Source organism: Streptococcus sp. 2022WUSS083 (assembly GCF_044427155.1).
GTDB classification, from domain to species: domain Bacteria; phylum Bacillota; class Bacilli; order Lactobacillales; family Streptococcaceae; genus Streptococcus; species Streptococcus hashimotonensis.
Map to the genome: position 1 here is coordinate 13,917 of NZ_JAOTGK010000009.1, position 25,777 is coordinate 39,693.

Sequence of the window (25,777 nt, forward strand, 5' to 3'; positions counted from 1 at the left end):
CTGTTGAAAGGAATCAAAATGACAAATAAAAATGCCTACGCCCAATCGGGCGTTGACGTCGAAGCGGGATATGAAGTTGTCGAACGCATCAAGAAGCATGTAGCTCGTACAGAACGCTTGGGTGTGATGGGAGCCCTCGGTGGTTTTGGCGGGATGTTTGATCTAACCAAACTGGATGTCAAAGAGCCAGTCTTGGTATCTGGGACAGACGGTGTGGGCACCAAGCTCATGTTGGCGATCCAGTACGACAAGCACGACACCATTGGTCAAGATTGCGTGGCTATGTGTGTCAACGACATTATCGCAGCAGGTGCAGAGCCGCTTTACTTCCTCGACTACATTGCGACTGGAAAAAATGAACCAGCCAAGCTGGAGCAGGTGGTTGCAGGTGTTGCGGAAGGCTGTGTCCAGGCTGGTTGTGGCTTGATTGGCGGTGAAACGGCTGAAATGCCTGGTATGTACGGCGAGGATGACTATGACCTGGCTGGCTTTGCCGTCGGCATTGCGGAGAAGTCCCAGATTATCGACGGCAGTAAGGTCCAGGAGGGCGACATTCTCCTCGGACTAGCTTCCAGCGGCATCCACTCCAACGGCTATTCCCTGGTCCGTCGTGTGTTTGCGGATCTTGCTGGCGACGCTCTGTTGCCAGAGCTCAATGGCAGAGCTCTTAAGGATGTCCTCTTAGAGCCGACACGTATCTATGTCCAGCAGGTGTTGCCTCTGGTAAAAGCAGGGCTGGTCAATGGTATTGCCCATATTACAGGCGGTGGTTTCATCGAAAATATTCCCCGTATGTTTGCGGACAACCTTTCAGCTGAAATTGAAGAAGATAAGATTCCAGTCCTCCCAATCTTTACGGCCCTTGAAAAATATGGCCACATCAAACATGAAGAAATGTTTGAAATCTTCAATATGGGAATCGGCTTGGTCCTGGCAGTCAGTCCAGACAAGGTTGACAGTGTTTGTCAACTAGTTGACGAGGAAGTTTACACCATTGGTCGCATCATTGCCAAGGAAGATAAGAGTGTGGTCATCAAATGAAACGAATAGCAGTGTTTGCATCAGGCAACGGCTCCAATTTCCAAGTCATCGCAGAGCAGTTTGAAGTAGCTTTTGTCTTTTCAGACCGTAGAAATACCTATGTCTTGGAACGGGCTGAAAAACTAGGGGTGCCTGCCTTTGCTTTTGAATTAAAAGAGTTTGCAGATAAACAGGCCTACGAAGAAGCCCTTATCCAACTATTAGACAAGCACCAGATTGACTTGGTGGTCTTGGCAGGCTATATGAAGATTGTGGGACCAACCCTGCTGGCTCAGTATGAAGGTCGGATCATCAATATCCACCCCGCCTACTTGCCTGAATTTCCAGGAGCCCATGGTATTGAAGACGCCTGGCAGGTAGGCGTATCTGAAAGTGGCGTAACAGTCCACTGGGTTGACAGTGGCGTTGACACAGGACAAATTATCAAACAAGTCCGTGTACCCAGACTGGCTGAGGATACCCTGGAAACCTTCGAAGCTAGAATACATGAAGCAGAATACCAACTCTATCCAGCAGTATTGGAGGAGTTAGGGGTAGTGAGGAGATAGAGATGGGATTATTTGATTTTTTCAAGAAAAAAGAGCCTGTCGAGGAACCCGTTCCAATGGCTGAACAAGAGGCGGTGGAAGATGATGACAGTGCCCCAGGTTGGGATGCCATTACCACAGCTTTTGAAAGGGTCTATCCAGATCAGCTCAATCCAAAACACTATGGTACGATTAGTAAATATATTCTAGGTGGAACCGATCCTCTAGATGGTATTAGTGTCTATGATGCAGGGGATTTTTGGCATTTTGTCAGCTATGGTCTGTCCGAACTGTATTTCAAAGAAAGTGAAGATAGCGACTATAGTGGCTATGGCATTGAGTTCACCTTCAAACTCAAAAAATCAGATGCTAGCGAAGACGATGAGGAAGAAATTCGTTGTGTCTGTGGCAACTTGCAAAGGCTGGCTCGCTATATTTTTGAAACAGGAAATGTGATTTTTCCCAACCAGTATATCTATACCAAACAGACAGAAGGGATTGACGTGATGCAAACTTCAGCCCTAACGGGCTTCGTTTCCTTAGCTGATGATTTGGTACCTGAGATAGATACGCCTTTTGGTAAAGTGGAGTTTATCTGTTTGGTGGGAGCGACAGATGCTGAATTAAAAGCCATAAATAACCAAGAAAAAACTGTTGAGGATATTGCTTCAAAACTAGGAAATCAGCTGACGAATTATAACCGTCAGTCTGTGGTATAAATATAATTTCTCAAGCTAAGCTCGCGACCACAAGTCGCCACCAAGATATTTCTTGCTATGGTTTAAGTCTCATGACAGTTTGCTGGCAGGAGACAGAGGATTTTTGAAAAAATAAGAAATGAAATACCAAGGGCGATTGCTTGTGTTCCAGTCGCTTAAGAGAAATACCAAAAAAGAATAAGGAGAAATCATGACAAAACGTGCGTTAATTAGCGTATCAGACAAGGCGGGCATTGTGGAGTTTGCCCAAGAATTGACCAAGTTTGGTTGGGAAATTATCTCCACCGGTGGTACCAAGGTTGCCTTGGATCAGGCTGGTGTAACTACCATCGCCATTGACGATGTGACAGGTTTTCCTGAGATGATGGACGGTCGTGTCAAGACTCTTCATCCGAAAATACACGGTGGTTTGTTAGCACGTCGGGATTTGGATAGCCACCTACAAGCAGCCAGCGACCATGAAATCGGCTTGATTGACTTGGTAGTGGTTAACCTTTATCCCTTCAAAGAGACTATTTTACGTCCAGATGTGACCTATGATTTAGCGGTGGAGAATATTGACATCGGTGGTCCCTCTATGCTTCGTTCGGCAGCCAAGAACCACGCCAGCGTAACAGTTGTAGTGGATCCGACAGATTATCCGACGGTTTTAGGGGAAATTGCAGAGCAGGGGGAAACGAGCTATGCAACACGTCAGCAACTGGCTGCAAAGGTATTTCGTCATACCGCAGCTTACGATGCCTTAATAGCAGATTATTTTACCAAGCAAGTAGGGGAAGATAAGCCTGAAAAATTAACCATTACTTATGACCTCAATCAGCCTATGCGTTACGGTGAAAATCCCCAGCAAAATGCGGATTTCTACCAAAATGCCCTTCCAACAGATTATTCGATTGCAGCTGCTAAGCAGTTAAATGGTAAGGAGCTGTCTTTCAACAACATTCGTGATGCGGATGCAGCCATTCGGATTATCCGTGATTTTAAGGACCGTCCAACTGTTGTGGCTCTCAAACACATGAACCCCTGTGGTATCGGGCAGGCAGAAACCATTGAGAAGGCTTGGGATTACGCTTATGAGGCTGATCCAGTGTCGATTTTCGGAGGCATCGTCGTACTGAACAGAGAAGTAGATGCTGCGACGGCTGAAAAGATGCACCCGATTTTCTTAGAAATCATCATCGCACCGAGCTACTCGGCAGAAGCGCTAGCTATTTTGACCAATAAAAAGAAAAATCTTCGGATTTTGGAGTTGGCCTTTGACGCACAGGATGCGAGCGAAGTTGAGAAGGAATTCACAGGTGTTGTCGGCGGGCTCTTGGTACAGGATCAGGACGTGGTGGTGGAAAGCCCCGCGGACTGGCAGGTGGTGACCGAGCGTCAACCGTCCGAGCAGGAGTGGGCGGCCATGGAGTTCGCTTGGAAGTCCTCCAAGTACGTCAAGTCCAACGGGATCATCATCACCAATGACAAGATGACTTTGGGCGTGGGACCGGGGCAAACCAACCGTGTGGCTTCCGTCCGTATCGCTATCGAGCAAGCTAAGGACCGTTTGGAAGGAGCCGTTTTGGCGTCGGATGCCTTCTTCCCATTTGCTGATAATGTGGAGGAAATTGCAGCGGCAGGAATCAAGGCTATCATTCAGCCAGGTGGCTCTGTCCGTGACCAAGACTCCATTGACATGGCCAACAAGTACGGATTGACCATGGTCTTTACAGGAGTCAGACATTTTAGACATTGAGGGTTTTGGAATAAGAAGAGCTAAAATACCTTTGGCTTTGTTTAAGTAAGAGAAGCAACATTTATAGTCAATCCTAAATAACATTGGTAAATAACATTTCTTTTTCATAATCTTCAAAGCCTAGTGGTTACTGGGCTTTTTTGGTATAATTAAAAGAAAAGGATTGACGGAGAATTTTGTAAATGAGAAAAGATGTTGCTGTTTATGAAATTACAGATAGTGTGAATGAAGTTGAGTTGACAACTGAAAAAGTGAGGAATATAGCCGAAATTTTTGATACCATTATAGGTGAATCAGGAAAAAAGGCGACTCATTCAAAAATTAGAGCGGAAATTATTGATGATAATAGTATTTTAGCTAAATTTTCAAAGGAAAATAATTTTGATATTGAACGATTTGCACATAAATTGTTATATTCAGAAAGAGCTGAATCAACTGGAAAGAGAAGTAAGGGGATTCGAGAAGGTTTTCTTTTTGTAAAAATACATAATGGAACATTGACGCTTTTGAAGTTAGAGAAAACTTCTGTCGCCGATAAGGAAACGTTTAAACTAGATAGTCAGTTGGGGACGGATAAACATTATTATAAAGCTTGTCTATATCTTGGAGATTTGCATAACATATCTATTATCGACAAAAGTAAAAAAGTTGCTTCGTACTGGTTAAATGATTTTTTGGGACTTAAAGAGTTTCGAAATGATAAAGTTAATACATTAGAACTGATTGAGCTAGTTGAAAATAAACAATTATTCTCTGAAACTGTAAGAAACTTACCAGAGATTAACGAAATTGTAAGTGAAACTAAAAATTATATTTTTGAGAGTGCTCAGTTTGATAAGACTGAATTGCTCGGTCGCCTGCCTGTTGCTAAGTTATTGGATTTAGATTTGTCATTGCCAGACGTGGAAAGTGTAGTGTATTCCACGGAGTCTTCAGAACTTGATGCAAATTTTATGATTTCTCAAGATGCTCTGAAAGAAAAATACCATAAGACTATAACTATTTCGGACACTACAGTATTAAAAACACATAACCTTGAAAAACTACAGAGGCAACAACTAATTAAGTTGGACGGCAATCAGTTAATACTAACAGTTCCAAATGATTATATTGCTGAGGTTAAAAAGGATTTAGGTATTTGAGATGACTAGTGGGCGTTGGGTAGGAACTTCTTACGAGATAGATGTTATTCCAGATAACCAAGGATTAATAAATCTTTTAAAAGAGATGAATATCGGGACTATAGATGAGGAATCCTCAAAATATATAGTCTATAATGATGATAAGAGTCTAGCATTTTTACCAGAGAAATATATCGAAGAACAAATCTTTTTTAATAACTATATTGATTATTTTAAAGGGAAAGATTTTACAACTGACTTTAGTATTTTTAGTATAGACAAGAAAATTCAGTCAGGAGATTATAGGGAGGAAGTAGAAAAGTATAAAGCTATTACTAAGCAAAATAATATTGTTCGCTTAAGTCCAGAAATTAACAATATTTCTGTCAGATTATTGAGTAGTTGTCAAAATGATAACCCGAAAGTTCGTTTAGTGACGATGATTTATATCTTAATAATGTTATCGACAAATATTGACTATGACTCGGAATCAATTTTTACTTTCAGAGTTCAAAGGGATGAGCGTGTTGTGGTTAAAACATTAGATTTTAGAGAAGCAGCAGACAAGGATTATGAGCTGTTACTATCAATTTACAATTGGATTTTATTTGAAGAAGGATCTGAATATGCCTATAAGCAAAAATTAGAAATTGTAAGGGAACAGTTGCTGAGGTTCAATTATCAACTCAGCCATCAAATATTATTTAGTGCTAAAAGTATATTTCAGCGAGTTATTCGACAGGAAACAGATAAATATTTTGAGGAAATTGGTAATTTAAAGAACGACTTTTTTAAACTAATTAGTAGAGAAAATGACTTGTATCGTTCGTTGCATTTAAAGATTATTGGCTGGCTTTCAGCTATAGGAATATTAATTTTTGAGGAAGTCAAGGATTATTCTGGTCAAAACATATTATACGATTTATTTTTCAAGGCTAGTTCTAAAATTAGTATTTTGATATTTCTTCTCATCATTGCGTTAGTATCTATAATGGCTACCTATTTTATAGAAATTGCCGCTTTGAAGAAAGAGCACAATGAAACGAGACAATTCTATACTGAAGGGCTAATGTTTGATGAAAGGGATTTTGATGAAAGAGTATCTGCACCAATGGTAGATTGTAAATATATTTCTGCATTTGTTGTTTTATTGCTCATACTTCTTTTAAGAACATTGTTAGTTTATTGCCTATAGCTCTGCACAACTCTTGTGGTGCTTTTTCCATTCCCGAACATTCTTCTGTTCTTTCTATCAAAATACGTCTGTTTTTGCTATACTGTTTATAGAAAATCCGTTTTTGAGGTGTGAAAAATGAAACTCTTGGTTGTTGGGTCTGGTGGTCGTGAACACGCTATTGCAAAGAAGTTGTTAGAGTCTAAGCAGGTGGAACAGGTCTTTGTTGCTCCTGGAAATGACGGGATGACATTAGACGGTATTGAATTGGTCAATATCGGGATTTCCGAACATTCTGCCCTCATCAACTTTGCAAAGGAAAATGATATTGCATGGACTTTTGTTGGTCCAGATGATGCTCTGGCAGCAGGTATCGTTGATGATTTTGAACAGGCGGGACTAAAGGCTTTTGGTCCGAGTCGTCTCGCCGCGGAGCTAGAGTGGTCAAAAGACTTTGCTAAGCAAATCATGGTCAAATACGGCATTCCAACAGCAGCCTTTGGCACATTTTCCAACTTCGAAGAAGCCAAAGCCTACATCGAAGAGCAGGGTGCACCAATCGTGGTCAAGGCGGACGGCTTGGCACTGGGCAAGGGCGTAGTCGTGGCGGAAACCGTCGAGCAGGCGGTCGAAGCGGCACGGGAGATGCTCTTGGACAACAAGTTCGGCGACTCGGGTGCCCGCGTGGTTATCGAGGAGTTCTTGGCGGGTGAGGAGTTCTCGCTCTTTGCCCTGGTCAACGGTGACCAGTTCTATATACTGCCGACAGCCCAGGACCATAAGCGTGCTTTTGACGGCGACCAAGGTCCCAACACAGGCGGTATGGGAGCTTACGCTCCTGTTCCCCACCTGCCTCAAAGCGTGGTGGAAACAGCGGTTGACACCATTGTCAAGCCCATTCTGGACGGTATGATTGCGGAAGGGCGGTCTTATCTGGGTGTACTCTATGCTGGCTTGATTCTGACCGACCAAGGTCCCAAGGTCATCGAGTTCAACGCCCGTTTTGGTGATCCAGAAACCCAGATTATCCTGCCTCGCCTGACTTCTGACTTTGCTCAGCACATCGATGACATCCTCCACAAACGCCCGACCCAGCTGACTTGGCTGGAAAGTGGCGTGACACTGGGCGTAGTCGTGGCTTCAAATGGCTACCCTCTGGACTACGAAAAAGGCGTAGAGTTGCCAGTGAAGACTGAGGGCGACATCACGACCTACTATGCAGGGGCTCGTTTTGCGGAAAATAGCAGAGCACTGCTATCAAACGGCGGTCGGGTCTATATGCTAGTCACCACAGCAGACACCGTCCAAGAAGCCCAAGAAAAAATTTACTCGGAGTTGAAAAATCAAGATACGACAGGCCTCTTTTATCGGACAGATATTGGAAGCAAGGCCGTGAAATAAGGGACAAAGAAAAGGAAAGACAAGCATGAATATTCCAATTTCCATCATCATGGGGTCTAGTTCTGACTGGAAAACCATGAAAAAAACAGCCGATGTGCTGGACAAATTTGGCGTAGCCTATGAAAAGAAAGTAGTGTCTGCCCACCGCACACCAGACCTCATGTTCCGTCACGCTGAGGAAGCGCGTGGCCGTGGCATCAAGGTCATTATCGCAGGAGCGGGCGGTGCGGCTCATTTGCCAGGTATGGTAGCAGCCAAGACCACCCTGCCTGTTATCGGTGTTCCTGTTCAATCTCGTGCCCTCAGCGGTGTGGATTCCCTCTATTCTATCGTGCAAATGCCAGGTGGTGTGCCTGTTGCGACTATGGCGATTGGCGAAGCAGGTGCTACCAATGCAGCCTTGACCGCTCTTCGCATTCTCTCCATTGAAGACCAAACCATTGCGGCTCAGCTGGCGGATTTTGCCAAGGAACAGGAAAAAATTGCGGAGGCGATGACAGATGACCTCATCTAAGACAATCGGAATTATTGGCGGCGGTCAGCTAGGGCAGATGATGGCTATTTCCGCTATTTACATGGGGCACAAGGTCATCACGTTGGATCCCGCGGCGGACTGCCCAGCCTCCAAGGTCAGCGAGGTCATCGTCGCTCCCTATCACAATGTGGCGGCCCTCAAACAGTTGGCGGAGCGGTGCGATGTCCTGACCTACGAGTTTGAAAATGTCGATGCCGACGGACTGGACGCGGTCATCAAGGACGACCAGCTCCCTCAAGGGACAGACCTCCTTCGCATTTCCCAGAACCGCATTTTTGAGAAGGATTTTTTGGCAAAAAAAGCTGGCGTGCAAGTCGCCCCCTACAAAGTCGTCACATCTAGCCTAGACCTAGAAGGATTAGACCTCAGCAAAAACTATGTCTTGAAAACAGCCACTGGGGGCTACGACGGACATGGCCAGAAGGTCATTCGAGAAGAGGCGGACTTGGTAGAGGCTAGTCAGTTAGCCAACTCTGCCGAGTGTGTATTGGAAGAGTTTGTGAATTTTGACCTGGAAATCTCCGTCCTTGTGTCTGGGAATGGCTCCGACTATACCGTCTTTCCTGTACAGGAAAATATCCACCGCAATAATATTCTTTACAAGACTATCGTGCCTGCCCGTATTTCAGATGAACTTGTTGAAAAAGCCAAAATCATGGCCCTGCAAATTGCAGACAATCTCCATTTGGCAGGCACCCTCTGTGTTGAAATGTTTGTAGCAGGTCAGGACATTCTGGTTAACGAAATCGCCCCTCGACCACATAATTCGGGGCATTATTCTATTGAGGCCTGTAATTTTTCACAGTTTGATACCCATATTCGAGGCATCCTAGGACAGCCTCTACCTCCTATCCGCCTGCTTTCTCCAGCAGTTATGATTAACGTCCTCGGACAAGACATGGAATCAGCCCAAACTTTTCTTCAAGAAAACCCTACCGCCCATCCCCACTTTTATGGTAAACTAGAAGCGAAGCACAATCGCAAAATGGGACACGTGACGGTGTTGGGGGATAAAAATGAAGAGATGAGAGGATGTTGATATGGGAATTTCTAAAGAAAAGATCAAAAAAATTCAAGATAAATTTTCAAGTCTTGGTTACCATATTGATAAACAAGTTAAAGAAGCCGGTGAGGGAGTTGTCTTTAGTGCGTGTAATAATGATAAAGAAAAATTTGCGATAAAAATTATAAAAGAAAGAGATACGAAGAGGCAGGAAAGGTATCAGCAAGAAATTGAAAGTGTTCAACGTCTCAAACACCCTATTTTAAGTTAGATAATATTGAGAAAGAATATGAATTAAATTATCATAAAAATATTGGATTTAGTGTTTCTACTGAATTAAAAAATTTAGCAGCTCGCTATAGGATTCTTGATATTTGTCGTGAAAAATTTATTCATGAAGCTCGATACGAATCCGGCCCCTCACTTTCATTTCTGGATGAAAATAAAAATAAAAATCTTTATGATAGGTTGGATTCGATTCTTCAGAAATATCCAGTCCCAGAAAATAAACTTTATGGAGAAATTAAAAAATATTTTTCAACATTCCTAGATTATCATGCAGAAGAAGTTTTGAAGGAAATTGAAAATCCAGAAATAATGTATGAGAAGGTGTTTTATCATATAGAGGATGCACCGATACTTTGGTTAAGAACATTCTTGTTAAATTTAGGAATTGACCAAGAAGAGTTAAAAGACAATATATTTATAAACTGGGATAGAACATCCACCTACTCTAGTAATGATACCGAGTTATCTTTGTTAAAAAAAGAAGCAGAATTTGATAAAAAACAAATTGAGTATATCAAATCCATATGTCGGGAATTAGCTACTCGGTGGAATGTGTCGTATGATTATCTTGATAACGAAACTATAAGATTTATATTTAATGACATAAGTCAATTTGAAAACTTTAGAGACCTTGGATTTGAGAAAACAAAGACTAATCGAAATTTGCAGCTAGATTTCAAAGATGATATTATTAATAAGTCAAAAAATATTGATAATGAAATTATTATAGATTTGGGAATTTCTTGGGATATTGATGTGATTTTGGCAAAAGTATTTGATTTTAAGGAGATGCATTAATCTATTAATAGTGAATTAATCTAAATATTTACAACTTAAGGAGACAATATGATCAATCGTTATTCCCGTCCAGAGATGGCGGCTATTTGGAGTGAAGAGAACAAGTACAAGGCTTGGTTGGAGGTGGAAATCCTCGCTGATGAGGCTTGGGCTGAGTTGGGTGAGATTCCCAAGGAAGATGTGGCTTTGATTCGTGAGAAGGCGACTTTTGACATCGACCGCATTTTAGAGATTGAAGAGGAAACCCGTCACGATGTGGTGGCTTTCACCCGTGCGGTTTCGGAAAGTCTTGGTGAAGAACGCAAGTGGGTCCACTACGGTCTGACATCGACCGACGTGGTGGACACGGCTTACGGCTACCTTTACAAGCAGGCCAATGACATTATCCGTCGTGACCTTGAAAACTTTACCAATATCATCGCCGACAAGGCTCGTGAGCACAAGTACACCATTATGATGGGTCGGACTCACGGTGTCCATGCGGAGCCAACGACCTTCGGTCTTAAATTGGCGACTTGGTATAGCGAAATGAAACGCAATATGGAGCGTTTTGATGTGGCAGCTAAGGGCGTTGAAGCTGGTAAAATTTCAGGTGCGGTTGGTAACTTTGCTAACATCCCTCCATTTGTGGAAGAGTATGTTTGTGGCAAATTGGGCATTCGTCCGCAGGAAATTTCGACTCAGGTTCTTCCTCGTGACCTCCACGCAGAATATTTCTCAGCCCTAGCCTTGATTGCAACGTCTATCGAGCGTATGGCGACAGAAATCCGTGGACTACAAAAATCTGAACAACGTGAAGTCGAAGAGTATTTCGCCAAAGGCCAAAAAGGCAGCTCTGCTATGCCCCATAAACGCAACCCTATCGGCTCTGAAAACATGACCGGTCTGGCTCGTGTGGTGCGTGGTCACTTGGTGACGGCTTTTGAGAATGTGGCTCTCTGGCACGAACGCGATATTTCCCACTCGTCAGCGGAGCGGATTATCACGCCGGATACGACTATCCTCATCAACTATATGCTCAACCGTTTTGGTAATATCGTCAAGAACTTGACTGTTTTCCCAGAAAACATGATTCGCAACATGAACTCAACATTTGGTCTGATTTACAGCCAGCGTGTCATGCTCAGCTTGATTGAAAAAGGCATGACCCGTGAGGAAGCCTATGACTTGGTGCAACCAAAAACCGCACAGTCTTGGGATAATCAAGTGGACTTCAAGCCCCTTCTCGAAGCAGATGAGCGCGTGACAGCCAAACTCAGTCAGGAAGAAATCGATGAACTCTTCAACCCAGATTACTATGCTCAGCGGGTTGATGACATCTTTGAACGACTTGGATTATAAAAAAAATTAAAATTCTTTGGATTTTCCAGAGAATTTTTTTATTTACTTGCGAATAAATAGGTGAAGGGGAAAACAAGCTCCTTCCGCTAGACAATCATTCGTGAGGGGATGAGCAGAAAGTCCAGCCTAGCTTCTCAGAGTTCGTATCAACATTTCAGCGCAGTGGTTGATTGGCAGATTCGTTCGCGTTTCACGCTCCAAATCTGACCTAATCAACTGTGCGGGGGTGGGAAGACGAACTCTTTAGATTGGTCGAGTTCTGTCCCACTCCCAAAAGTTTACGAATAGATAAGTGTGGGGGGAAGCAAGCTCACTACTAATTCAAAAAAAGTAAGATTTTTTCAAAAAAATGACAACGATTTGCGAATAAGTAAGTGAGAGGGAAAACACCCCTCAAGGAGATACACGCTTGAAAAAATAAATCATTTTCCAAATGTTTTACGAATAAACAAGTGTAGGAAAAATGAAAGGAGAAGAAGGATGAAAAAGAAGTTTAAGATTGTAAACAAACGTACAACGATTGACCTCGGGATTATTAAGTATAGTTACCGTCGTGGTCGTCATACCTTGTAAATAGGTTAGTAAATCAAATTGTTAAAGTAATAGGAGGAAATAGAAATGAACAAATTTTTTAAGAAAAATAAACGTGTAACAATCGATCTAGGTATTATCAAATACACCTATCGTCGTGGTCGTCATACTTTGTAAACAGATTAGTAAATTATATTATTTGTAAATTTTTAAAGAAAAAGGAGTAAAAATGAAACAATTATTTAAGAAGAATAAGCGCATCACTATTGATCTAGGTATTATCAAATACACTTATCGCCGCGGTCGTCACACTTTGTAAAAAGAACTTGATAGCTAATTTGATTTAGCTATCAATAAGATGGGAATTTGTTACAGTTCCTATCTTATTGATAAAAAGGGGAAACAATATGAATATGTTTAGGTCTATTTTTAAATCGATTATCTATAGAAGAGATGTTGCTTTGTTCTATGCCTTTGCTGGTTTACCAATCTTAGTTCCTATATTGTCTAAATTTTTGGTAGGTGTAAAAGCTGAATATACAGATAATTTTTTAGATTTTCTAGGGGCAGCATTGGCAACACAGGATGGGATTGTGTTACCAACATTGCTGTTATCCTTGATAATTTCCGCAGTTTTTAGGGATGAGATTGATAGTGGTATTCTATTTTTATATAAAGATCTGAATAGAACCCGACTTTTTAATGCAAAAATCATTAGTTTAGTGGCGATGTATGCCTCTTATGTCCTTCTAACAATGCTGACAAGTGCGATTGCTTATTTTGGTTTCTTGAATGCTTCTGGAAAAGTAGTATCGGATGATTGGAATAATGTACAGTCCACTCTCCTATCTATTTTTGCAACAATTTCAATCAATGTTATCGGTATTCTATTGGTTGCCATGGTTTCTATCAAAGCCAAATCCTTACAGGCAGTTTTAGCAGGAGTTTTTTGGTCGCTGTTTACAACAACTGCACCATTTCTCACTGGAGTTCGTTATGTCGTACCGAATGGCTATGCTCAGATGAAACTTAATCAGCCACTGCTTGCATGGTCCTTGGTAGCAGCTGTGAACACATTTTATATTGTTGCTATCTATCTCAAAGGCCGTTCGAACTTTGAAAAACTGGAGTTTTAGAGGTATTTTATGGTAATTCGCTATATTAGACCGGTTGCCTTATCCATTGCTTTGATTATTTTAGCATCAATTTCTTATCTTCTAGCAACATCTATGGTTTTGTTTAGTCCCAGTCAATTTTTACAGGTAGCCTACCTATTTTCTATACTGGTTGGAATGCCAGTAGGGTTTATTCTACTTCCATCTATGTTAACCAAGCGTTATCAACTTTGTCAGGAGCTATCGGAAGTAAAGTTCAGTTGGAAAATTTTTGTTTTGCTGGCTATTGCAATTTTCCTGATCAATTTCTGGTTTATTCAAAGTGAAGAATATGTCAATCAATTTATTATTGCGACTTGTGAAGAATTCTTGTTCCGTTATCTTATCTACCGTATTCTAAAAAGTGAATACCCTACTTGGCTAGCTATGTTGGTCACTTCTCTCTTGTTTGGAGTTTTGCTACATATGAATTATCCATTGTTGGATAATCTAATCATTCGAACTCCACTAGGTTTATTGTTCTCTGTGTTAGCTACACGTTTTGGATTGCAGTATGCTATCGGAGGACATTGGATCTACAATCTGTTGGTTTCGAGATTTCCATTTTAATTGTGAGGGTTATGATGATATTTATTCTACTATTGAGTTTATTTTATACTTGTTTGACAGTTGTAAGTTCGCAACTACTGTTAAGCCTTTCGGTTCCTATTTTGTTATTGTTGACCTATTTGCTACCACCCATTGTCAATTCAATCTGTTTAGGATTGCTAAAGGATAATTCTTGGAAAGCATGGTCAGCAGGCATTTTTCCAACAATGTCAATGATATTTTATGCTGCTTTTGCCTACATTACGAGTAGCAATGGTCAGTGGGCTCAGTTTTCTCAACTGAATACAGTTTCAGACGATGTCATGAGTGTTGAGGTAGCTAGTGATCTGTTAGCTCCATCACAAATACTATTTGTTGCTGTAGTGTACTATGGCATAGCTTTTGCTACATATTTTATTCAACAAACAGGTCGTCAGAAAGAAAAAGGAGTTACTTATGCTTAAAATCAATCATTTATCAAAACAGTTTGCAGGAAACGAATTTTACTCACTAAAAGATGTGAGTTTAGAGATCAATAAGGGCGAGATTGTTGGGCTGATTGGGAAAAATGGAGCTGGAAAATCTACGCTCATGAAACTAATGGCCAAGTCTCTAAAACCAAGTTCAGGAACCATTACTTATAAGGGTATGGATATTTTTAGTCAGGATAATTTGTTGGCAGACTTTGGAATTATGATTGATCCCGTCTTCTATCCAGAAATGACAGTTATGGACAATCTTAAGTTTTATTTGGATCTGCATGGGAAAAAAGACCTCTATCCAAATATTGAGAAGACTTTGAAATTGGTAGAGTTATGGGATGCTCGCAATCGGAAACCCAAGGGATTCTCGTTTGGTATGAAACAACGGACTGCTTTGGCAATTGCCTTGGTTGCGGAGCCAGATTTCCTTATCTTAGATGAGCCGTTTGTGGGCTTGGACCCGATTGGTGTTCAGAAATTGATTGATATTTTGAAGCAGTGGTCGAGTGAGCGACAAATTTCCATGCTGATTTCGAGTCACCAACTAGGTGAGCTGGAGGCCTTGTGCAGCCGCTATGTCTATATCGAATCGGGAGAATTGGCCGAGGCTTTTGAAGGCAAATCTCATCCAAGTGTGCTCGTGCAGTTGGATACGACTAAAAACCTAGATTCTGTAGAGGCTTTGCTCAATGACCATGTGGTGCTAGAGGGGGAAGTGTTAGAGATTTCCACTGCTACACCTACAAGTGAGCTAAATCAGATTTTTGGTGTATTGGCTCGTCAAGAATTGATTGTGAAACTAGAAGTGAAAGAGAATCACTTGAAAGAAATCTTTACGAAAGGGTAGTGAGTATGAAGCAAATTTTTCCAGCTATCTTTAGAACGATTTGGAAGCGAAAGGAGACGCAGATTTATCTCCTGTTCACTTTGTTTCCTTTTATTTATCTAGTCACTTCATTTATTGAAGGGTCGAATTTTATGCAAATTCATGCTAGTGAGGGGTCGGTTAGTCTCGTTGCCTTTACGAATATGATGATGAGCTCTGTGGATAGTTTTATTCTTCCTAGTTTGACCCTGTATTTCTTGGCTATCTCTGTCTTTAGGAAAGAAGTAGATGAACATACCATGTTTTTATACAGAGATCTTGGGCGGAAACAGATTTTCTGGTCTAAATATTTGGGTCTCTTAGCAACAATTGTTATTTTCTATGGTCTCTTCTTTGCGACATCTGCATTTGTACATTATGTTCGAGTAATTCACCTGCCTTTTGGCAGTCCGTCCGTTTTTGATACTAGTTTGGCAGAGAGTTTGAGTAATGTGTTTTGTATTGTCGCTTATTTACTAAAAGATATTTTATCGGTTAGTTTGGCAACGGCTCTTTGCTTGTATTTGAAAAATATTACCACAATGATCACAGGATTTTTGGTGACGATTACTATGATGATTTTAGCAGTTGTTGGCGGTCCAGTTGCGATGATTTTTCCAACTAGTTATATGCCTTTAGCGAGCGAAGGTCTAACAGGAGTGGGACTTGCTTACTTAGGAGCTATTGGTGTGACGCTTGTTTACGTACTCGTATTTACTAAAATTGCTGCGAAAAAGTTCAAGAATTTGGAGTTCTAGGTATGAATAGAAGACTCGTAGGAGTGTTGTTGAAATCGCTGAATAAAACGATGTTCTTGTTTGGAATAGCGCTGAGTGCTCTTGGGGTTGGAATGGGCTTATTCCTTCCCCAGTTTATTGGTCAGTTGCTAGATCAAACCTATTTAAGCAATCTATTAACACGACCAGAATTGCTGGCTGGTTTTATCCTTTTCTTTGTATCGGTCTATACGGTACAAGCCCTATCCAATTATTTCATCGGGCGTAGTGGTAGTAATGCACTCAAACAGTTGCAACAATTTATTTATGAATCCTTGTTGACTACATCTGTAAAGGACTTGGATCAGTACCAATCCGGTGATCTTGCCAGTCGTTTGACCAATGATATGTCGATTGTTTTGAACTTCATTACCGTTATTCTTCCAAATTTCTTGATGAATGGTTTGATGGTTGTCGGGTCAATTTATTTTCTGTGGACCATCAGTCCGTGGCTCACAGGTCTTAGTCTTTTGTTGCTTCCTTTGTTGTCAATGGTTATGATTCCAATGAATCAGCGGCTGGAAGGTTACTACTCTGCTTACCAAGAAGGATTAGGGCAGGTTTCTAGTAGAATTAGTCATAAATTTACAACGATTCGTTTGATGAAGGCCTTTCAGGGAGAAAAGCATGAACAACGAGAGATGGGCAAGTCTTTTCAGAAATTGTCACAAACCTTTGAGAAAATGATTAGACTATCAGCAGTGCAACATACTTTGGTTAGTAGCTTGATGACGGGTTTTATCATTCTGATGTTGCTGGTAGCAGGTATAGAAGTGACCAAGGGAGTGATGACCATGGCCACATTGACAACCTTCGTATTGTACATGATGCAACTGATTGACCCAGTAACAGACATTGCCTCTTCCTTAAATGAACTAACGGAGTTTCATGCGGTGTCTAAACGTTTGGTAGAGTTGTTAGAGCTGAATAAGGAAGAACAGGCAGATACAGAGTTGGTTGATGAAGTTAGTATCCAGTTGGAAAATGTTCGTTTTTCCTATCATACAGATCCGGTTTTGAATGGAGTATCGGTTAGAATTCCTGAAGGAGCTCATGTGGCGATTGTTGGTCCAAGTGGAGCAGGAAAATCAACTATTTTTGCCTTGCTGATGAAATACTATCAAGACTACCAAGGAGAGATTCGGATTGGTCAACAATGCTTAAGTGATATTTCAACCAAGGAGATGAGAAGGCTGATTTCCTTCATACCTCAGGACAATACTCTCTTCCATGGGACGATTAGAGAAAATCTATTGTATGGAAAGAACGAGTCAGTGTCTGAAGAGCGTATTGCTCATATTCTCAAGGAGTTGGGATTGTCTCATTTAGTAGCTGAGTTGGAAGATGGTTTAGATACTCGGATTTCAGAAAATGGGACAGGTTTGTCGGAAGGCCAAAAACAACGATTTAGCATTGCGAGAGCCTTGTTGTTAGAGCATCCTATCTATTTGTTGGATGAGGCGACAGCAAGTTTAGATACTGTCACAGAACGTGTCATTAGCAAAGCGATTGACCGTTTAACAGCTGGGAAAACAAGGCTAACCATTGCTCACCGTTTGCACACAGTGCGTGAGGCGGATGCTATTTTGGTCTTGGATAAAAATGGACAAGTGGCCGACTATGGTCCTCATCAGCAGTTAGTGGAGAGGAATTATCTCTATCAAAATTTCTTAAGAGGCTTACCGCAAGCCAGTTAGTGAATGGGAGTCGACGGACTGACCAGTCTAAGTCTAGGGTTACCTAATAATAAAATGGAATACTGATGATTACTTGTACAATAAATAGATAGGAGAAGAGAATGAAACAAGCAACTTACACATTATCTTTGGGAGGAAACGATAGAGGGGACTCGAAAGTTTCAAAGATGGAAGAAAAGTTTGAAAAATATATGGAGGGGATCGCAGAGCGGTTACGGCGATCTGGGAAGAAGCGAATTGACAAATGGTTTGTTCATGTGCGAATTGAGGAGTAAAGTAGCTGTGAGCAAAAATCACAGATGTTTTTATAAATAATGAAAAACACATAAAACGAATTCTGTTTTAGTTTCCCTTAAGCTTGGCGAGTTATACTATATCCAAGCTAGAAATAGCGAAAACTTTTCACCTAAAGGTGTCCCTAGCTCTAAGTCGCAAGCGACAAGAGCTAGGTATCATATAATCTCCTGAGAGCGGTCGGCAAAAGTCGGCTGTTTTTATTTTTCTCAAAAAAAGATGCAAATGTATTTCTGCACCTTATTATTCTTCAAATATTATTTAATAACTCCACCTTCTACAACAAGATCATCAGCTTGGGCAGCATCACCATATACTGGTTGAAGGGTTTCTTCGTAGGCTTTATGGAAGAATTCTTCCTCACCAAGTTTTTCAATTGTTTGGTTGATGAAATCAAGTAATTCGGTATTTCCTTTTTGGACGGCAGGAGCGATAGTGTCTACATCCCCTAGCGCTTTTACACCAACCTCGAAACCTTTGTTTTCCAAGGCCCATGCGAGAACTTCAGTATTGTCTGTACTCATGGCATCGCCACGTCCGTCTAAGAGGGCAGCATAGGCCTCGCTGTATTGGTTGTATTTTTGAAGTTTGACTTCTGGATAATTCTCTTCAAAATAAAGTTCAGCTGTGGTTCCTTTGCTGACGATGAGGGTTTTACCATTGAGTTGTTCTGGATCAGTGATGACAGCAGAGCTTGGAGACACGATGCCGAGGGATACTTTCATGTAAGGTAGGGCGAAGTCAACCTGTTCTTTTCGCTCATCTGTTACTGTGAAATTGGCTAGGATGATGTCAACTTTGGCAGAAGTGAGATACTCCACACGGTTTGCAGCTTCGACAGGGACGTATTCTACCTCAACGCCCAATTCTTTTGCCAAACGGTTGCCTAGATAGACGTCATATCCTTGGTATTCACCATTTGCATCCACATAGCCAAATGGTTTCTTGTCACTGAAAACACCGATTTTGACTGTTCCACTTTCTTTGATTTCTTCAAGAGTACGTGCGGTTGCTCCACTTGTGGAACTGCTGGAACTAGTTGAAGAAGTGCTTGTATTACTGCAGGCAACTAAAATAATCGCAGCTATGACACTAAAAATAGCAAAAATAGGTTTAAAGATTTTCATAAAATTCTCCTTTTAAAAATGATTAAAGTCAAAAGTTGTTAGAAAGGCTTGAGCCCGTTGAGTTTGTGGATGTTGGAAGAAATTCTGAGCAGTATTCTCTTCGATAATTTCTCCCTTGTCCATGAAAATGATGCGGTCAGCAATGGCGCGTGCGAATTCCATTTCATGCGTCACAATCAGCATGGTCCGTCCTTCTTTTGCCAAATCATTGATAAGAACCAAGACTTCCCGAACCATTTCTGGGTCAAGAGATGCAGTGACTTCATCAAATAATAAAATTTCAGGGTGCATCAGGAGGGAACGAATGATAGCCACCCGTTGCTTTTGCCCGCCAGATAGTTCTCTGGCATAACTATGTTTTTTCTGTTCAAGTCCTACCCGTTTTAGCAAGGTCTCGGCTTCTGCTTGAACCTCTTCTTTGTTGCGTTTTAGGGTTTTGACAGGAGCAAGGGTCAGATTTTGTAAGACATCCATATGGGGAAAGAGTTCATAATCTTGAAAGACCATGCCAATTTTTTGCCGAATATCCTGTAGAGAAAGTGAACCAGACAGAATAGATTGGCCATCTAGTAAAATATCGCCCTCTTGAATGCTTTCAAGTTTGTTGATGCAACGGAGTAGTGTACTCTTCCCACAACCAGAAGGACCTAAGATGACGACCACTTCTCCTTCCTTAATGGATAAGGAAAGATGGTTGAGAATGGTTTGTTGACCAAAATTTTTAGTAATATTTTGTAATTCTAAGACAGGTTGACTCACGACTTCACTCCTTCCAAATTGTTTCGAGATAGCGAGAAAATGCAGATATTGGGAAACAAATCATAAAGTATATACAGAAAATTACTCCGTAAATCCATAAGGACACGCTTGGGGAGCTAGTCCTGTAAAAATCAATAATCTGTTGCCCGATTTTATTGACTTCGACCACGCCAATGAGGATAACCAAAGAGCTGGTTTTGATCATGCGGGTGACCAAGTTAATTGCCTGTGGGAGTAGTCTGCGTAGAACTTGAGGAATGATGACATAGCGATAGAGACTTCGTTTGCTTAACCCCAATGCTAATCCGCTATCGAATTGGTGTTTAGGTAGAGAAGTGATGGCTCCTCGAACTAAATCTCCCATTTCAGCCGTCCCCCAAAGTGAGAATACTATAATCGCGGCCAGTTCACCGGAAATATTGATATTGAATCCCCGTGCTAATCCAAAGTAGAAAAGGAAGAGTAGGACCAGCTGGGGTACAATGCGAATGGTTTCTAAATAAATCCGTGACATCCATACAATCAGCTTATTTTTTGAAGTCATGATGATGCCAAATCCTAGTCCAGCAATGGTGGAAATACCGATAGAGAGAAAGGAAATCCAGAGTGTAACACCAAGCCCGGTCATTAGCCGTTGCAAATTATTTCCTTCTAGTAAGACTTTAATGCCCATATCCTGCATGGTGAATCCTCCTTTCTAGGTAATAAAAGAAAAGCGAGAGTGGAAGCAGGACAATCAAGTAGGAACTCACTAGGAGAAAGAGCGCTTCGTCTGTTTCGTATTGTAGTCCAATCAAATCTTGAGCGACGTACATGAGGTCGGCCAAGGCAATAATGGAGAAGACGGAAGTTTCTTTGATGAGAAAGATGACATTGGCGCTAAAGGAAGGTAGAGCGATAGCTAGTGATTGAGGGAGCAAGATATATTGGAAAATTTGCCAATTTGTCAGACCCAAACTAGCTCCGATTTCTATCTGACTTTTCTTGATAGCCTCAAATCCACTACGGAAGGATTCTGCCATATAGGAACCACCTAGAAAAATCAAACCAGCAATGGCGCAGACTTCAGCATCCAGCACAATTCCCAATCTCGGCAAACCATAGTAGAGGAAGAAAAGTTGAATGACCAAGGGAGTATTGCGTGATAACTCAATATAAGCTGTAGAAATCTGTTGAAGAAGAGGAATACGATAATAACGGATGATACTAATAATCAACCCCAAGCTAAAAGCACCGATAATTCCGAGGAATGCGAGTCTGATCGTTAGAATGAATGCCTCTTGATAGAGTGGTATGGATTCTTGAATAAAGTTCCAATCCAGAAGATTCACCTCCTTTGTGAAGTATTGAATTTATAGTAACATATATGCTTTTGCTTGAAAATTTTATTTTTTTAATGGGAGGTATAAGTTTTCTCTATCAGTTAACGGGCTATGCTATAATAGATGCATGAGTAGAATTTTAGACATGGAACAAATGCAGGACGAGGAATACGTTGAGCGTACCCTGCGTCCGCAGAAATTAAATGAATACATCGGTCAGGACAAGGTCAAGGACCAGTTGAAAATCTTTATCGAGGCGGCAAAACTCCGTGATGAAGCCTTGGACCATACTCTTCTTTTTGGTCCTCCAGGTCTGGGTAAGACCACCATGGCCTTTGTCATTGCCAACGAACTAGGCGTCAATATCAAGCAGACCAGTGGTCCCGTCATTGAAAAGGCAGGCGATTTAGTGGCCCTTCTCAACGATTTGGAGCCTGGCGATGTCCTCTTTATCGATGAAATCCACCGTATGCCTATGGCGGTTGAGGAGATTCTCTACTCTGCCATGGAAGATTTTTACATTGACATCATGATTGGAGCAGGGGAGGCCAGTCGCTCTGTGCATCTGGAGTTGCCTCCTTTTACCCTGATTGGAGCAACCACTCGTGCGGGGATGCTGTCCAATCCCCTGCGGGCTCGTTTTGGTATCACTGGTCACATGGAGTATTACGAACTGGCTGATTTGACCGAGATTGTCGAGCGGACAGCGGACATCTTTGAGATGGAGATTACCCATGAAGCGGCCATTGAGCTGGCCCGTCGTTCCCGCGGAACTCCACGTATCGCCAACCGTCTGCTCAAGCGAGTGCGGGATTTTGCCCAGATTATGGGCGACGGCCTGATTGACGATAGCATTACGGACAAGGCCCTGACCATGCTGGATGTGGACCGTGAGGGGCTGGACTATGTGGACCAGAAGATTCTCCGCACCATGATTGAGATGTATGGCGGCGGTCCCGTCGGCCTCAACACCCTGTCGGTCAATATCGCCGAGGAACGTGAAACAGTGGAGGATATGTACGAGCCTTACCTGATTCAGCAGGGCTTCCTCATGCGGACACGGACGGGGCGGGTTGCGACAGCTAAGGCTTACGAGCACTTGGGTTATCCCTATACGGAAAAATAATGGCAGAGCAGATGAGACGAGTAGCTAGTTTATTTGGAGATTGGCCTGAGGCAATTATTTGGACCTGTTTAGAAGGCAGAATGGGACAGATTCATGTCGATAATACCCAGTCGCCCCAGTCAGCCCTAGCTCTCTATGGACGGCAGAGCTTCTTTGGTTTTTTGGCCGGAAAACCAAATGCGGACTTGCTAAAAATGTGTGAGGGAAAGGATATTATTTTAGTACCCCAAAACCAAGCCTGGTCAGACTTGATAGAAGGGACCTACGGAGATAGTATCCGGTCCTTTACCCGTTATGCTACGAAAAAAGATACTAGTTTTGACCTTGAGCATTTACAGAAACTGATTGATGCCCTACCTGAAGAGTTTGACCTGAAAGTGATTGACCGTAATCTGTACGATGCCTGTCTGGTGGAAGCCTGGTCACGCGATTTGGTGGGTAATTATGCTGATGTGGAGCAGTTTTTAGATTTGGGTCTAGGCTATGTCATCTTGCATAAGGAACAGGTGGTGTCAGGTGCCTCATCCTATGCCAGTTATTCAGGTGGGATTGAGATAGAGGTGGATACTAGGGAAGACTATCGAGGTTTGGGTTTAGCTAGAGCTTGTGCTGCTCAGTTAATCTTAGCTTGTTTAGACCGTAATCTCTATCCTAGCTGGGATGCCCATACTTTGACTTCCTTGAAACTGGCTGAAAAATTGGGCTACGAATTAGATAAACCCTATCAAGCATATGAATGGAGATAAGATGACACCGACATTTATTTGGGATTTGGATGGAACCCTTTTGGATTCCTATGAAGCAATTTTGGCTGGCATCCAGGAAACCTACGACCAATTTAACCTTCCTTTTGACCGTGAAGAAGTAAGAAATTTCATTCTTCGCTATTCTGTCAAGGATTTGCTGGTGCGTGATGCGGACAAGTACGGTCTAGATAGCGATGAACTTAATCGTGTGCGTGCAACTTCCTTGAAGGAGAAGAATACGCAGATTCCCTTGATGGCTGGTGCACGTGAAATTCTGGATTGGACAGCAGAGAAAGGAATTCAAAACTTCGTTTATACACACAAGAGTGACAATGCTTTTCAGGTTTTGGAGGAGTTGGGTGTCCGTCACCATTTCACAGAAATCTTGACTAGCGATTCTGGTTTTGCCCGCAAACCAAGTCCAGAAGCTCTGCTATTTCTCATCGAAAAATACGGACTGGACAAGGAAAGCACCTACTATATCGGCGACCGTCTGCTCGATGTAGAAACAGCTATCAACGCAGGGATTCATAGCATCAACCTGCAAATTGATGGTTTGGAGAAGAATTGGAAGATTGTTTCTTTATTGGACATAAAACAAATATTAACCGATGAATACAAACAAAAACAAACGTAAAACCGTTTGTTTTTTATTACAAAATTAGACAGGACTTAATTGATATTTTCCGTTATCTATGTCAATACAAAGGTGTGGAAATCATTGAGGGACACATGATGCCAGACCATGTTCATATGCTTGTCTTGATACCTCCGAAACTTTCGATTTCCGATTTTATGGGATATTTGAAAAGCAAAAGTGCTCTAATGATATTTGATAAACATGCCAACTTAAAATATAAGTATGGAAATCGAAAGTTTTGGGCTAGAGGCTACTATGTTAGTACCGTTGGACTGAATGAAAAGACAGTTGCGAAATATATTCGCGAGCAGGAGAAAAATGACATTGACTTGATTCTTGAGTGTCAAAGAGTATGAAGATCCATTTTCAGATGGCAGTTTTAGAACGAGATAAAAGCCCGTTGTTACGGGCATTAGTCAAGTAATTATAGCACTAACCTGAACGAAGTTCAGCGAACGTCTTTAGACGTCGCTGGAGAGAAACGGCTTATAGCCGGTGTACAAGCCACCCGTTTTCACGGGTGGTTATGACTTAAAAACAGGAAAAAGTATGGAAATTGAGTGATGATTTTGCTATAATATACAAAAGAATATTTGGAGGTATCTTATGAACGATAAGGAATTTGGGCAACGTGTACGTCAACTTCGAGAAACCGCTAGTCTGACACGTGAACAGTTTTGCGGTGACGAACTTGAGCTCTCCGTCCGCCAATTAACCCGTATCGAAGCAGGTACTTCTAAGCCGACTTTTTCAAAAATCCAATATATCGCAACCCGCTTAGGTATGGGGCTCTACGAGCTTATGCCAGATTATGTGTCTCTACCTGAACGATATTCTAAGCTGAAGTTTGATGTACTCCGTACACCGACTTATGAAAATGAGGAATTGATGGAAAAACGGGCAGATATGATGACAGAAATCTATGATGACTATTATGATGACTTGCCTGAAGAAGAGAAAATAGCGATTGATGCCATTCAATCTATTATTGATGTATTTGAAACGAAGACAGCAGAATTTGGTCAAGATATTCTAGAAGATTATTTTGAACAGATACATAGAAAAAAACAATTTTCAGTCAATGATTTGTTGATAATCCAACTCTATCTAATCAATTTGAGAATGGAAGTTAAACAGAGTAGTGATTTCCAGTATTTTTTAGAGTTGGTTGAAAAGTTTCCGAGTCAAGTAGAATTAGTTGAATCTGGGGATTTGTTTATTTTAAGGGATGTGATGATAACTTCTGTTGGACTTTTGGGACAAAAGGAAGAATTTAGCTATATTCCTACACTCTTTGAAGCACTTGATAAGATAATGCAGAAGACCCAAGATTTTCAAAAGAAACCTATTCTTAATCTGCTTAAGTGGAAATATGAGTTGTTAATAAATAAAGATAAAGATGCAGCAACTGCCTTATATGAAGAAGCACTTCTTTTTGCAAGAATAATTGGTAATGCACACCTAACGGCTAAATTAGAAGAAGAGTGGAGAAAAGATAGTCAATTATAGGACATTTTTGTCCTGTTGGAAAATTTACTAAGATTGTAAAATAGTTTTATCAAATGAAGGAGATAGAGCAATGATTACAATTCTTACAAAAGTTTTTCCATTTGGAGATTTCTCAACAAGCTGGTGGAATTTTTAACATTCACCTTATTCAAAAAGCCAACATCCGTTAGGCTTTTTTTGTTATACATAGACAGTATGTAGGAGGTGGTTATGTTAGAAAATTGGTTAAACACCAAACAATGTCAGGTGTTTCATTACATGATGGAGAGGATTGAGTATGCTCTAGGGCTGTTAGGTAATGTATATTTAATTGTTAAAATTAGAAATAGATTGGCAACAAGATGGTCTGTTATGGACATTTTTGTCCTGTTGGAAAAAGTTCTCAAGTTGTAAAATAGTTTTATCAAATAAAGGGGATAGAGCAATGATTACAATTTTTACAAAAGTTTTTCCATTTGGAGATTTCTCGACAAGCTGGTGGAATTTTTAACATTCACCTTATTCAAAAGCCAAC

Annotated in this window: 28 protein-coding genes and 1 pseudogene; 25 read left to right on the top strand and 4 right to left on the bottom strand. The window is 41.4% G+C overall.

Going from position 1 to position 25,777, the window contains the following annotated elements; genetic code table 11:
• The first annotated feature begins 18 nt into the window (after positions 1-18).
• The 19 genes from purM to ODU41_RS10050 all read left to right on the top strand — a co-directional run bounded on the left by purM (position 19) and on the right by ODU41_RS10050 (position 18,015).
• A complete protein-coding gene (gene purM / locus ODU41_RS09960) occupies positions 19-1,041 on the top strand; it encodes a phosphoribosylformylglycinamidine cyclo-ligase (RefSeq protein WP_141591436.1) in 1,023 nt (340 codons plus the stop codon).
• Positions 1,038-1,589 (top strand): phosphoribosylglycinamide formyltransferase, encoded by a 552-nt coding sequence (gene purN / locus ODU41_RS09965; RefSeq protein ID WP_248017860.1) that lies wholly within the window; start codon positions 1,038-1,040, stop codon positions 1,587-1,589. The genes purM and purN overlap by 4 nt, the downstream gene beginning before the upstream one ends.
• Before the next feature lie 2 nt (positions 1,590-1,591).
• Positions 1,592-2,287: a suppressor of fused domain protein gene (locus tag ODU41_RS09970; RefSeq protein ID WP_024385096.1), complete on the top strand. Its 696-nt coding sequence runs from the start codon at positions 1,592-1,594 to the stop codon at positions 2,285-2,287.
• Positions 2,288-2,477: 190 nt separating this feature from the next.
• Positions 2,478-4,025 (top strand): bifunctional phosphoribosylaminoimidazolecarboxamide formyltransferase/IMP cyclohydrolase, encoded by a 1,548-nt coding sequence (gene purH, locus ODU41_RS09975; RefSeq protein ID WP_318797504.1) that lies wholly within the window; start codon positions 2,478-2,480, stop codon positions 4,023-4,025.
• A 182-nt stretch (positions 4,026-4,207) separates the two neighbouring features.
• A complete protein-coding gene (locus tag ODU41_RS09980; protein ID WP_248017862.1) occupies positions 4,208-5,167 on the top strand; it encodes a nucleoid-associated protein in 960 nt (319 codons plus the stop codon).
• 1 nt (position 5,168) lies between these two features.
• Positions 5,169-6,341, top strand: a complete 1,173-nt coding sequence (locus ODU41_RS09985; RefSeq protein ID WP_398578973.1) for a hypothetical protein — start codon at positions 5,169-5,171, stop codon at positions 6,339-6,341.
• 117 nt (positions 6,342-6,458) lie between these two features.
• Positions 6,459-7,721, top strand: a complete 1,263-nt coding sequence (gene purD, locus ODU41_RS09990) for a phosphoribosylamine--glycine ligase (RefSeq protein ID WP_248017864.1) — start codon at positions 6,459-6,461, stop codon at positions 7,719-7,721.
• 25 nt (positions 7,722-7,746) lie between these two features.
• Positions 7,747-8,235, top strand: coding sequence for a 5-(carboxyamino)imidazole ribonucleotide mutase (gene purE / locus ODU41_RS09995; RefSeq protein ID WP_044754740.1), 489 nt, complete (start codon positions 7,747-7,749; stop codon positions 8,233-8,235).
• On the top strand, positions 8,222-9,295 hold the full coding sequence (gene purK, locus ODU41_RS10000; RefSeq protein WP_248017865.1) for a 5-(carboxyamino)imidazole ribonucleotide synthase: 1,074 nt from the start codon (positions 8,222-8,224) through the stop codon (positions 9,293-9,295). Before purE ends, purK begins: the two co-directional genes overlap by 14 nt.
• Position 9,296: 1 nt before the next feature.
• Positions 9,297-9,530, top strand: a complete 234-nt coding sequence (locus tag ODU41_RS10005; protein ID WP_398578974.1) for a hypothetical protein — start codon at positions 9,297-9,299, stop codon at positions 9,528-9,530.
• A 197-nt stretch (positions 9,531-9,727) separates the two neighbouring features.
• On the top strand, positions 9,728-10,345 hold the full coding sequence (locus ODU41_RS10010) for a hypothetical protein (protein ID WP_398578975.1): 618 nt from the start codon (positions 9,728-9,730) through the stop codon (positions 10,343-10,345).
• Between the two features lie 48 nt (positions 10,346-10,393).
• Complete coding sequence (purB, locus tag ODU41_RS10015) at positions 10,394-11,686, top strand: adenylosuccinate lyase (RefSeq protein WP_141591450.1); 1,293 nt, start codon at positions 10,394-10,396, stop codon at positions 11,684-11,686.
• A 938-nt stretch (positions 11,687-12,624) separates the two neighbouring features.
• On the top strand, positions 12,625-13,353 hold the full coding sequence (locus tag ODU41_RS10020; protein ID WP_141591452.1) for an amino acid transporter: 729 nt from the start codon (positions 12,625-12,627) through the stop codon (positions 13,351-13,353).
• A gap of 9 nt (positions 13,354-13,362) precedes the next feature.
• Entirely contained in the window at positions 13,363-13,941 is a 579-nt protein-coding gene (locus ODU41_RS10025) for a CPBP family intramembrane glutamic endopeptidase (protein WP_172005362.1), read from the top strand.
• Between the two features lie 14 nt (positions 13,942-13,955).
• Positions 13,956-14,384 (top strand): Msa family membrane protein, encoded by a 429-nt coding sequence (locus tag ODU41_RS10030; RefSeq protein ID WP_029172071.1) that lies wholly within the window; start codon positions 13,956-13,958, stop codon positions 14,382-14,384.
• Positions 14,377-15,249 (top strand): ABC transporter ATP-binding protein, encoded by an 873-nt coding sequence (locus ODU41_RS10035; RefSeq protein ID WP_105115426.1) that lies wholly within the window; start codon positions 14,377-14,379, stop codon positions 15,247-15,249. Before ODU41_RS10030 ends, ODU41_RS10035 begins: the two co-directional genes overlap by 8 nt.
• Positions 15,250-15,254: 5 nt before the next feature.
• Positions 15,255-16,025 (top strand): hypothetical protein, encoded by a 771-nt coding sequence (locus ODU41_RS10040; protein ID WP_105115427.1) that lies wholly within the window; start codon positions 15,255-15,257, stop codon positions 16,023-16,025.
• A 2-nt stretch (positions 16,026-16,027) separates the two neighbouring features.
• Complete coding sequence (locus ODU41_RS10045; RefSeq protein ID WP_172005363.1) at positions 16,028-17,740, top strand: ABC transporter ATP-binding protein; 1,713 nt, start codon at positions 16,028-16,030, stop codon at positions 17,738-17,740.
• Positions 17,741-17,841: 101 nt separating this feature from the next.
• Positions 17,842-18,015, top strand: coding sequence for a hypothetical protein (locus ODU41_RS10050; protein WP_171841446.1), 174 nt, complete (start codon positions 17,842-17,844; stop codon positions 18,013-18,015).
• 276 nt (positions 18,016-18,291) lie between these two features.
• Here ODU41_RS10050 and ODU41_RS10055 read toward each other — a convergent pair whose 3' ends face one another.
• The 4 genes from ODU41_RS10055 to ODU41_RS10070 are packed head-to-tail and all read right to left on the bottom strand — an operon-like array spanning position 18,292 to position 21,242.
• Positions 18,292-19,161: a cysteine ABC transporter substrate-binding protein gene (locus tag ODU41_RS10055; protein ID WP_205029493.1), complete on the bottom strand. Its 870-nt coding sequence runs from the start codon at positions 19,159-19,161 to the stop codon at positions 18,292-18,294.
• Between the two features lie 12 nt (positions 19,162-19,173).
• Positions 19,174-19,920, bottom strand: a complete 747-nt coding sequence (locus ODU41_RS10060) for an amino acid ABC transporter ATP-binding protein (RefSeq protein WP_141591461.1) — start codon at positions 19,918-19,920, stop codon at positions 19,174-19,176.
• Between the two features lie 4 nt (positions 19,921-19,924).
• The gene (locus tag ODU41_RS10065) at positions 19,925-20,602 is read right to left on the bottom strand and encodes an amino acid ABC transporter permease (protein ID WP_141591463.1); all 678 of its coding nucleotides are present in this window, start codon (positions 20,600-20,602) and stop codon (positions 19,925-19,927) included.
• On the bottom strand, positions 20,583-21,242 hold the full coding sequence (locus ODU41_RS10070; RefSeq protein ID WP_398578982.1) for an amino acid ABC transporter permease: 660 nt from the start codon (positions 21,240-21,242) through the stop codon (positions 20,583-20,585). The genes ODU41_RS10065 and ODU41_RS10070 overlap by 20 nt, the downstream gene beginning before the upstream one ends.
• A gap of 127 nt (positions 21,243-21,369) precedes the next feature.
• Between ODU41_RS10070 and ruvB the strand changes: the two genes are divergently transcribed.
• The 6 genes and pseudogenes from ruvB (at position 21,370) to ODU41_RS10100 (ending at position 25,656) form a co-directional block, all read left to right on the top strand.
• On the top strand, positions 21,370-22,368 hold the full coding sequence (gene ruvB / locus ODU41_RS10075; protein ID WP_029172061.1) for a Holliday junction branch migration DNA helicase RuvB: 999 nt from the start codon (positions 21,370-21,372) through the stop codon (positions 22,366-22,368).
• Entirely contained in the window at positions 22,368-23,114 is a 747-nt protein-coding gene (locus ODU41_RS10080) for a GNAT family N-acetyltransferase (protein WP_398578976.1), read from the top strand. The genes ruvB and ODU41_RS10080 overlap by 1 nt, the downstream gene beginning before the upstream one ends.
• Before the next feature lies 1 nt (position 23,115).
• Positions 23,116-23,751 (top strand): HAD-IA family hydrolase, encoded by a 636-nt coding sequence (locus ODU41_RS10085; protein ID WP_398578977.1) that lies wholly within the window; start codon positions 23,116-23,118, stop codon positions 23,749-23,751.
• Between the two features lie 14 nt (positions 23,752-23,765).
• Positions 23,766-24,147, top strand: a pseudogene (gene tnpA / locus ODU41_RS10090) (IS200/IS605 family transposase); the annotation flags it as partial.
• A gap of 213 nt (positions 24,148-24,360) precedes the next feature.
• A complete protein-coding gene (locus tag ODU41_RS10095; protein ID WP_044763870.1) occupies positions 24,361-25,263 on the top strand; it encodes a helix-turn-helix domain-containing protein in 903 nt (300 codons plus the stop codon).
• Positions 25,264-25,473: 210 nt separating this feature from the next.
• Positions 25,474-25,656 (top strand): hypothetical protein, encoded by a 183-nt coding sequence (locus tag ODU41_RS10100; protein WP_044763871.1) that lies wholly within the window; start codon positions 25,474-25,476, stop codon positions 25,654-25,656.
• Positions 25,657-25,777: the final 121 nt, after the last annotated feature.

What these genes read in the sequence shown, in the direction of transcription:
- purM (WP_141591436.1), top strand. Translation starts at nt 19, where the DNA reads ATGACAAATAAAAATGCCTACGCCCAATCGGGCGTTGACGTCGAAGCG.
- purN (WP_248017860.1), top strand. Translation starts at nt 1,038, where the DNA reads ATGAAACGAATAGCAGTGTTTGCATCAGGCAACGGCTCCAATTTCCAA.
- ODU41_RS09970 (WP_024385096.1), top strand. Translation starts at nt 1,592, where the DNA reads ATGGGATTATTTGATTTTTTCAAGAAAAAAGAGCCTGTCGAGGAACCC.
- purH (WP_318797504.1), top strand. Translation starts at nt 2,478, where the DNA reads ATGACAAAACGTGCGTTAATTAGCGTATCAGACAAGGCGGGCATTGTG.
- ODU41_RS09980 (WP_248017862.1), top strand. Translation starts at nt 4,208, where the DNA reads ATGAGAAAAGATGTTGCTGTTTATGAAATTACAGATAGTGTGAATGAA.
- ODU41_RS09985 (WP_398578973.1), top strand. Translation starts at nt 5,169, where the DNA reads ATGACTAGTGGGCGTTGGGTAGGAACTTCTTACGAGATAGATGTTATT.
- purD (WP_248017864.1), top strand. Translation starts at nt 6,459, where the DNA reads ATGAAACTCTTGGTTGTTGGGTCTGGTGGTCGTGAACACGCTATTGCA.
- purE (WP_044754740.1), top strand. Translation starts at nt 7,747, where the DNA reads ATGAATATTCCAATTTCCATCATCATGGGGTCTAGTTCTGACTGGAAA.
- purK (WP_248017865.1), top strand. Translation starts at nt 8,222, where the DNA reads ATGACCTCATCTAAGACAATCGGAATTATTGGCGGCGGTCAGCTAGGG.
- ODU41_RS10005 (WP_398578974.1), top strand. Translation starts at nt 9,297, where the DNA reads ATGGGAATTTCTAAAGAAAAGATCAAAAAAATTCAAGATAAATTTTCA.
- purB (WP_141591450.1), top strand. Translation starts at nt 10,394, where the DNA reads ATGATCAATCGTTATTCCCGTCCAGAGATGGCGGCTATTTGGAGTGAA.
- ODU41_RS10020 (WP_141591452.1), top strand. Translation starts at nt 12,625, where the DNA reads ATGAATATGTTTAGGTCTATTTTTAAATCGATTATCTATAGAAGAGAT.
- ODU41_RS10025 (WP_172005362.1), top strand. Translation starts at nt 13,363, where the DNA reads ATGGTAATTCGCTATATTAGACCGGTTGCCTTATCCATTGCTTTGATT.
- ODU41_RS10030 (WP_029172071.1), top strand. Translation starts at nt 13,956, where the DNA reads ATGATATTTATTCTACTATTGAGTTTATTTTATACTTGTTTGACAGTT.
- ODU41_RS10035 (WP_105115426.1), top strand. Translation starts at nt 14,377, where the DNA reads ATGCTTAAAATCAATCATTTATCAAAACAGTTTGCAGGAAACGAATTT.
- ODU41_RS10040 (WP_105115427.1), top strand. Translation starts at nt 15,255, where the DNA reads ATGAAGCAAATTTTTCCAGCTATCTTTAGAACGATTTGGAAGCGAAAG.
- ODU41_RS10045 (WP_172005363.1), top strand. Translation starts at nt 16,028, where the DNA reads ATGAATAGAAGACTCGTAGGAGTGTTGTTGAAATCGCTGAATAAAACG.
- ODU41_RS10050 (WP_171841446.1), top strand. Translation starts at nt 17,842, where the DNA reads ATGAAACAAGCAACTTACACATTATCTTTGGGAGGAAACGATAGAGGG.
- ODU41_RS10055 (WP_205029493.1), bottom strand. Translation starts at nt 19,161, where the DNA reads ATGAAAATCTTTAAACCTATTTTTGCTATTTTTAGTGTCATAGCTGCG.
- ODU41_RS10065 (WP_141591463.1), bottom strand. Translation starts at nt 20,602, where the DNA reads ATGCAGGATATGGGCATTAAAGTCTTACTAGAAGGAAATAATTTGCAA.
- ruvB (WP_029172061.1), top strand. Translation starts at nt 21,370, where the DNA reads ATGAGTAGAATTTTAGACATGGAACAAATGCAGGACGAGGAATACGTT.
- ODU41_RS10080 (WP_398578976.1), top strand. Translation starts at nt 22,368, where the DNA reads ATGGCAGAGCAGATGAGACGAGTAGCTAGTTTATTTGGAGATTGGCCT.
- ODU41_RS10085 (WP_398578977.1), top strand. Translation starts at nt 23,116, where the DNA reads ATGACACCGACATTTATTTGGGATTTGGATGGAACCCTTTTGGATTCC.
- ODU41_RS10095 (WP_044763870.1), top strand. Translation starts at nt 24,361, where the DNA reads ATGAACGATAAGGAATTTGGGCAACGTGTACGTCAACTTCGAGAAACC.
- ODU41_RS10100 (WP_044763871.1), top strand. Translation starts at nt 25,474, where the DNA reads ATGTTAGAAAATTGGTTAAACACCAAACAATGTCAGGTGTTTCATTAC.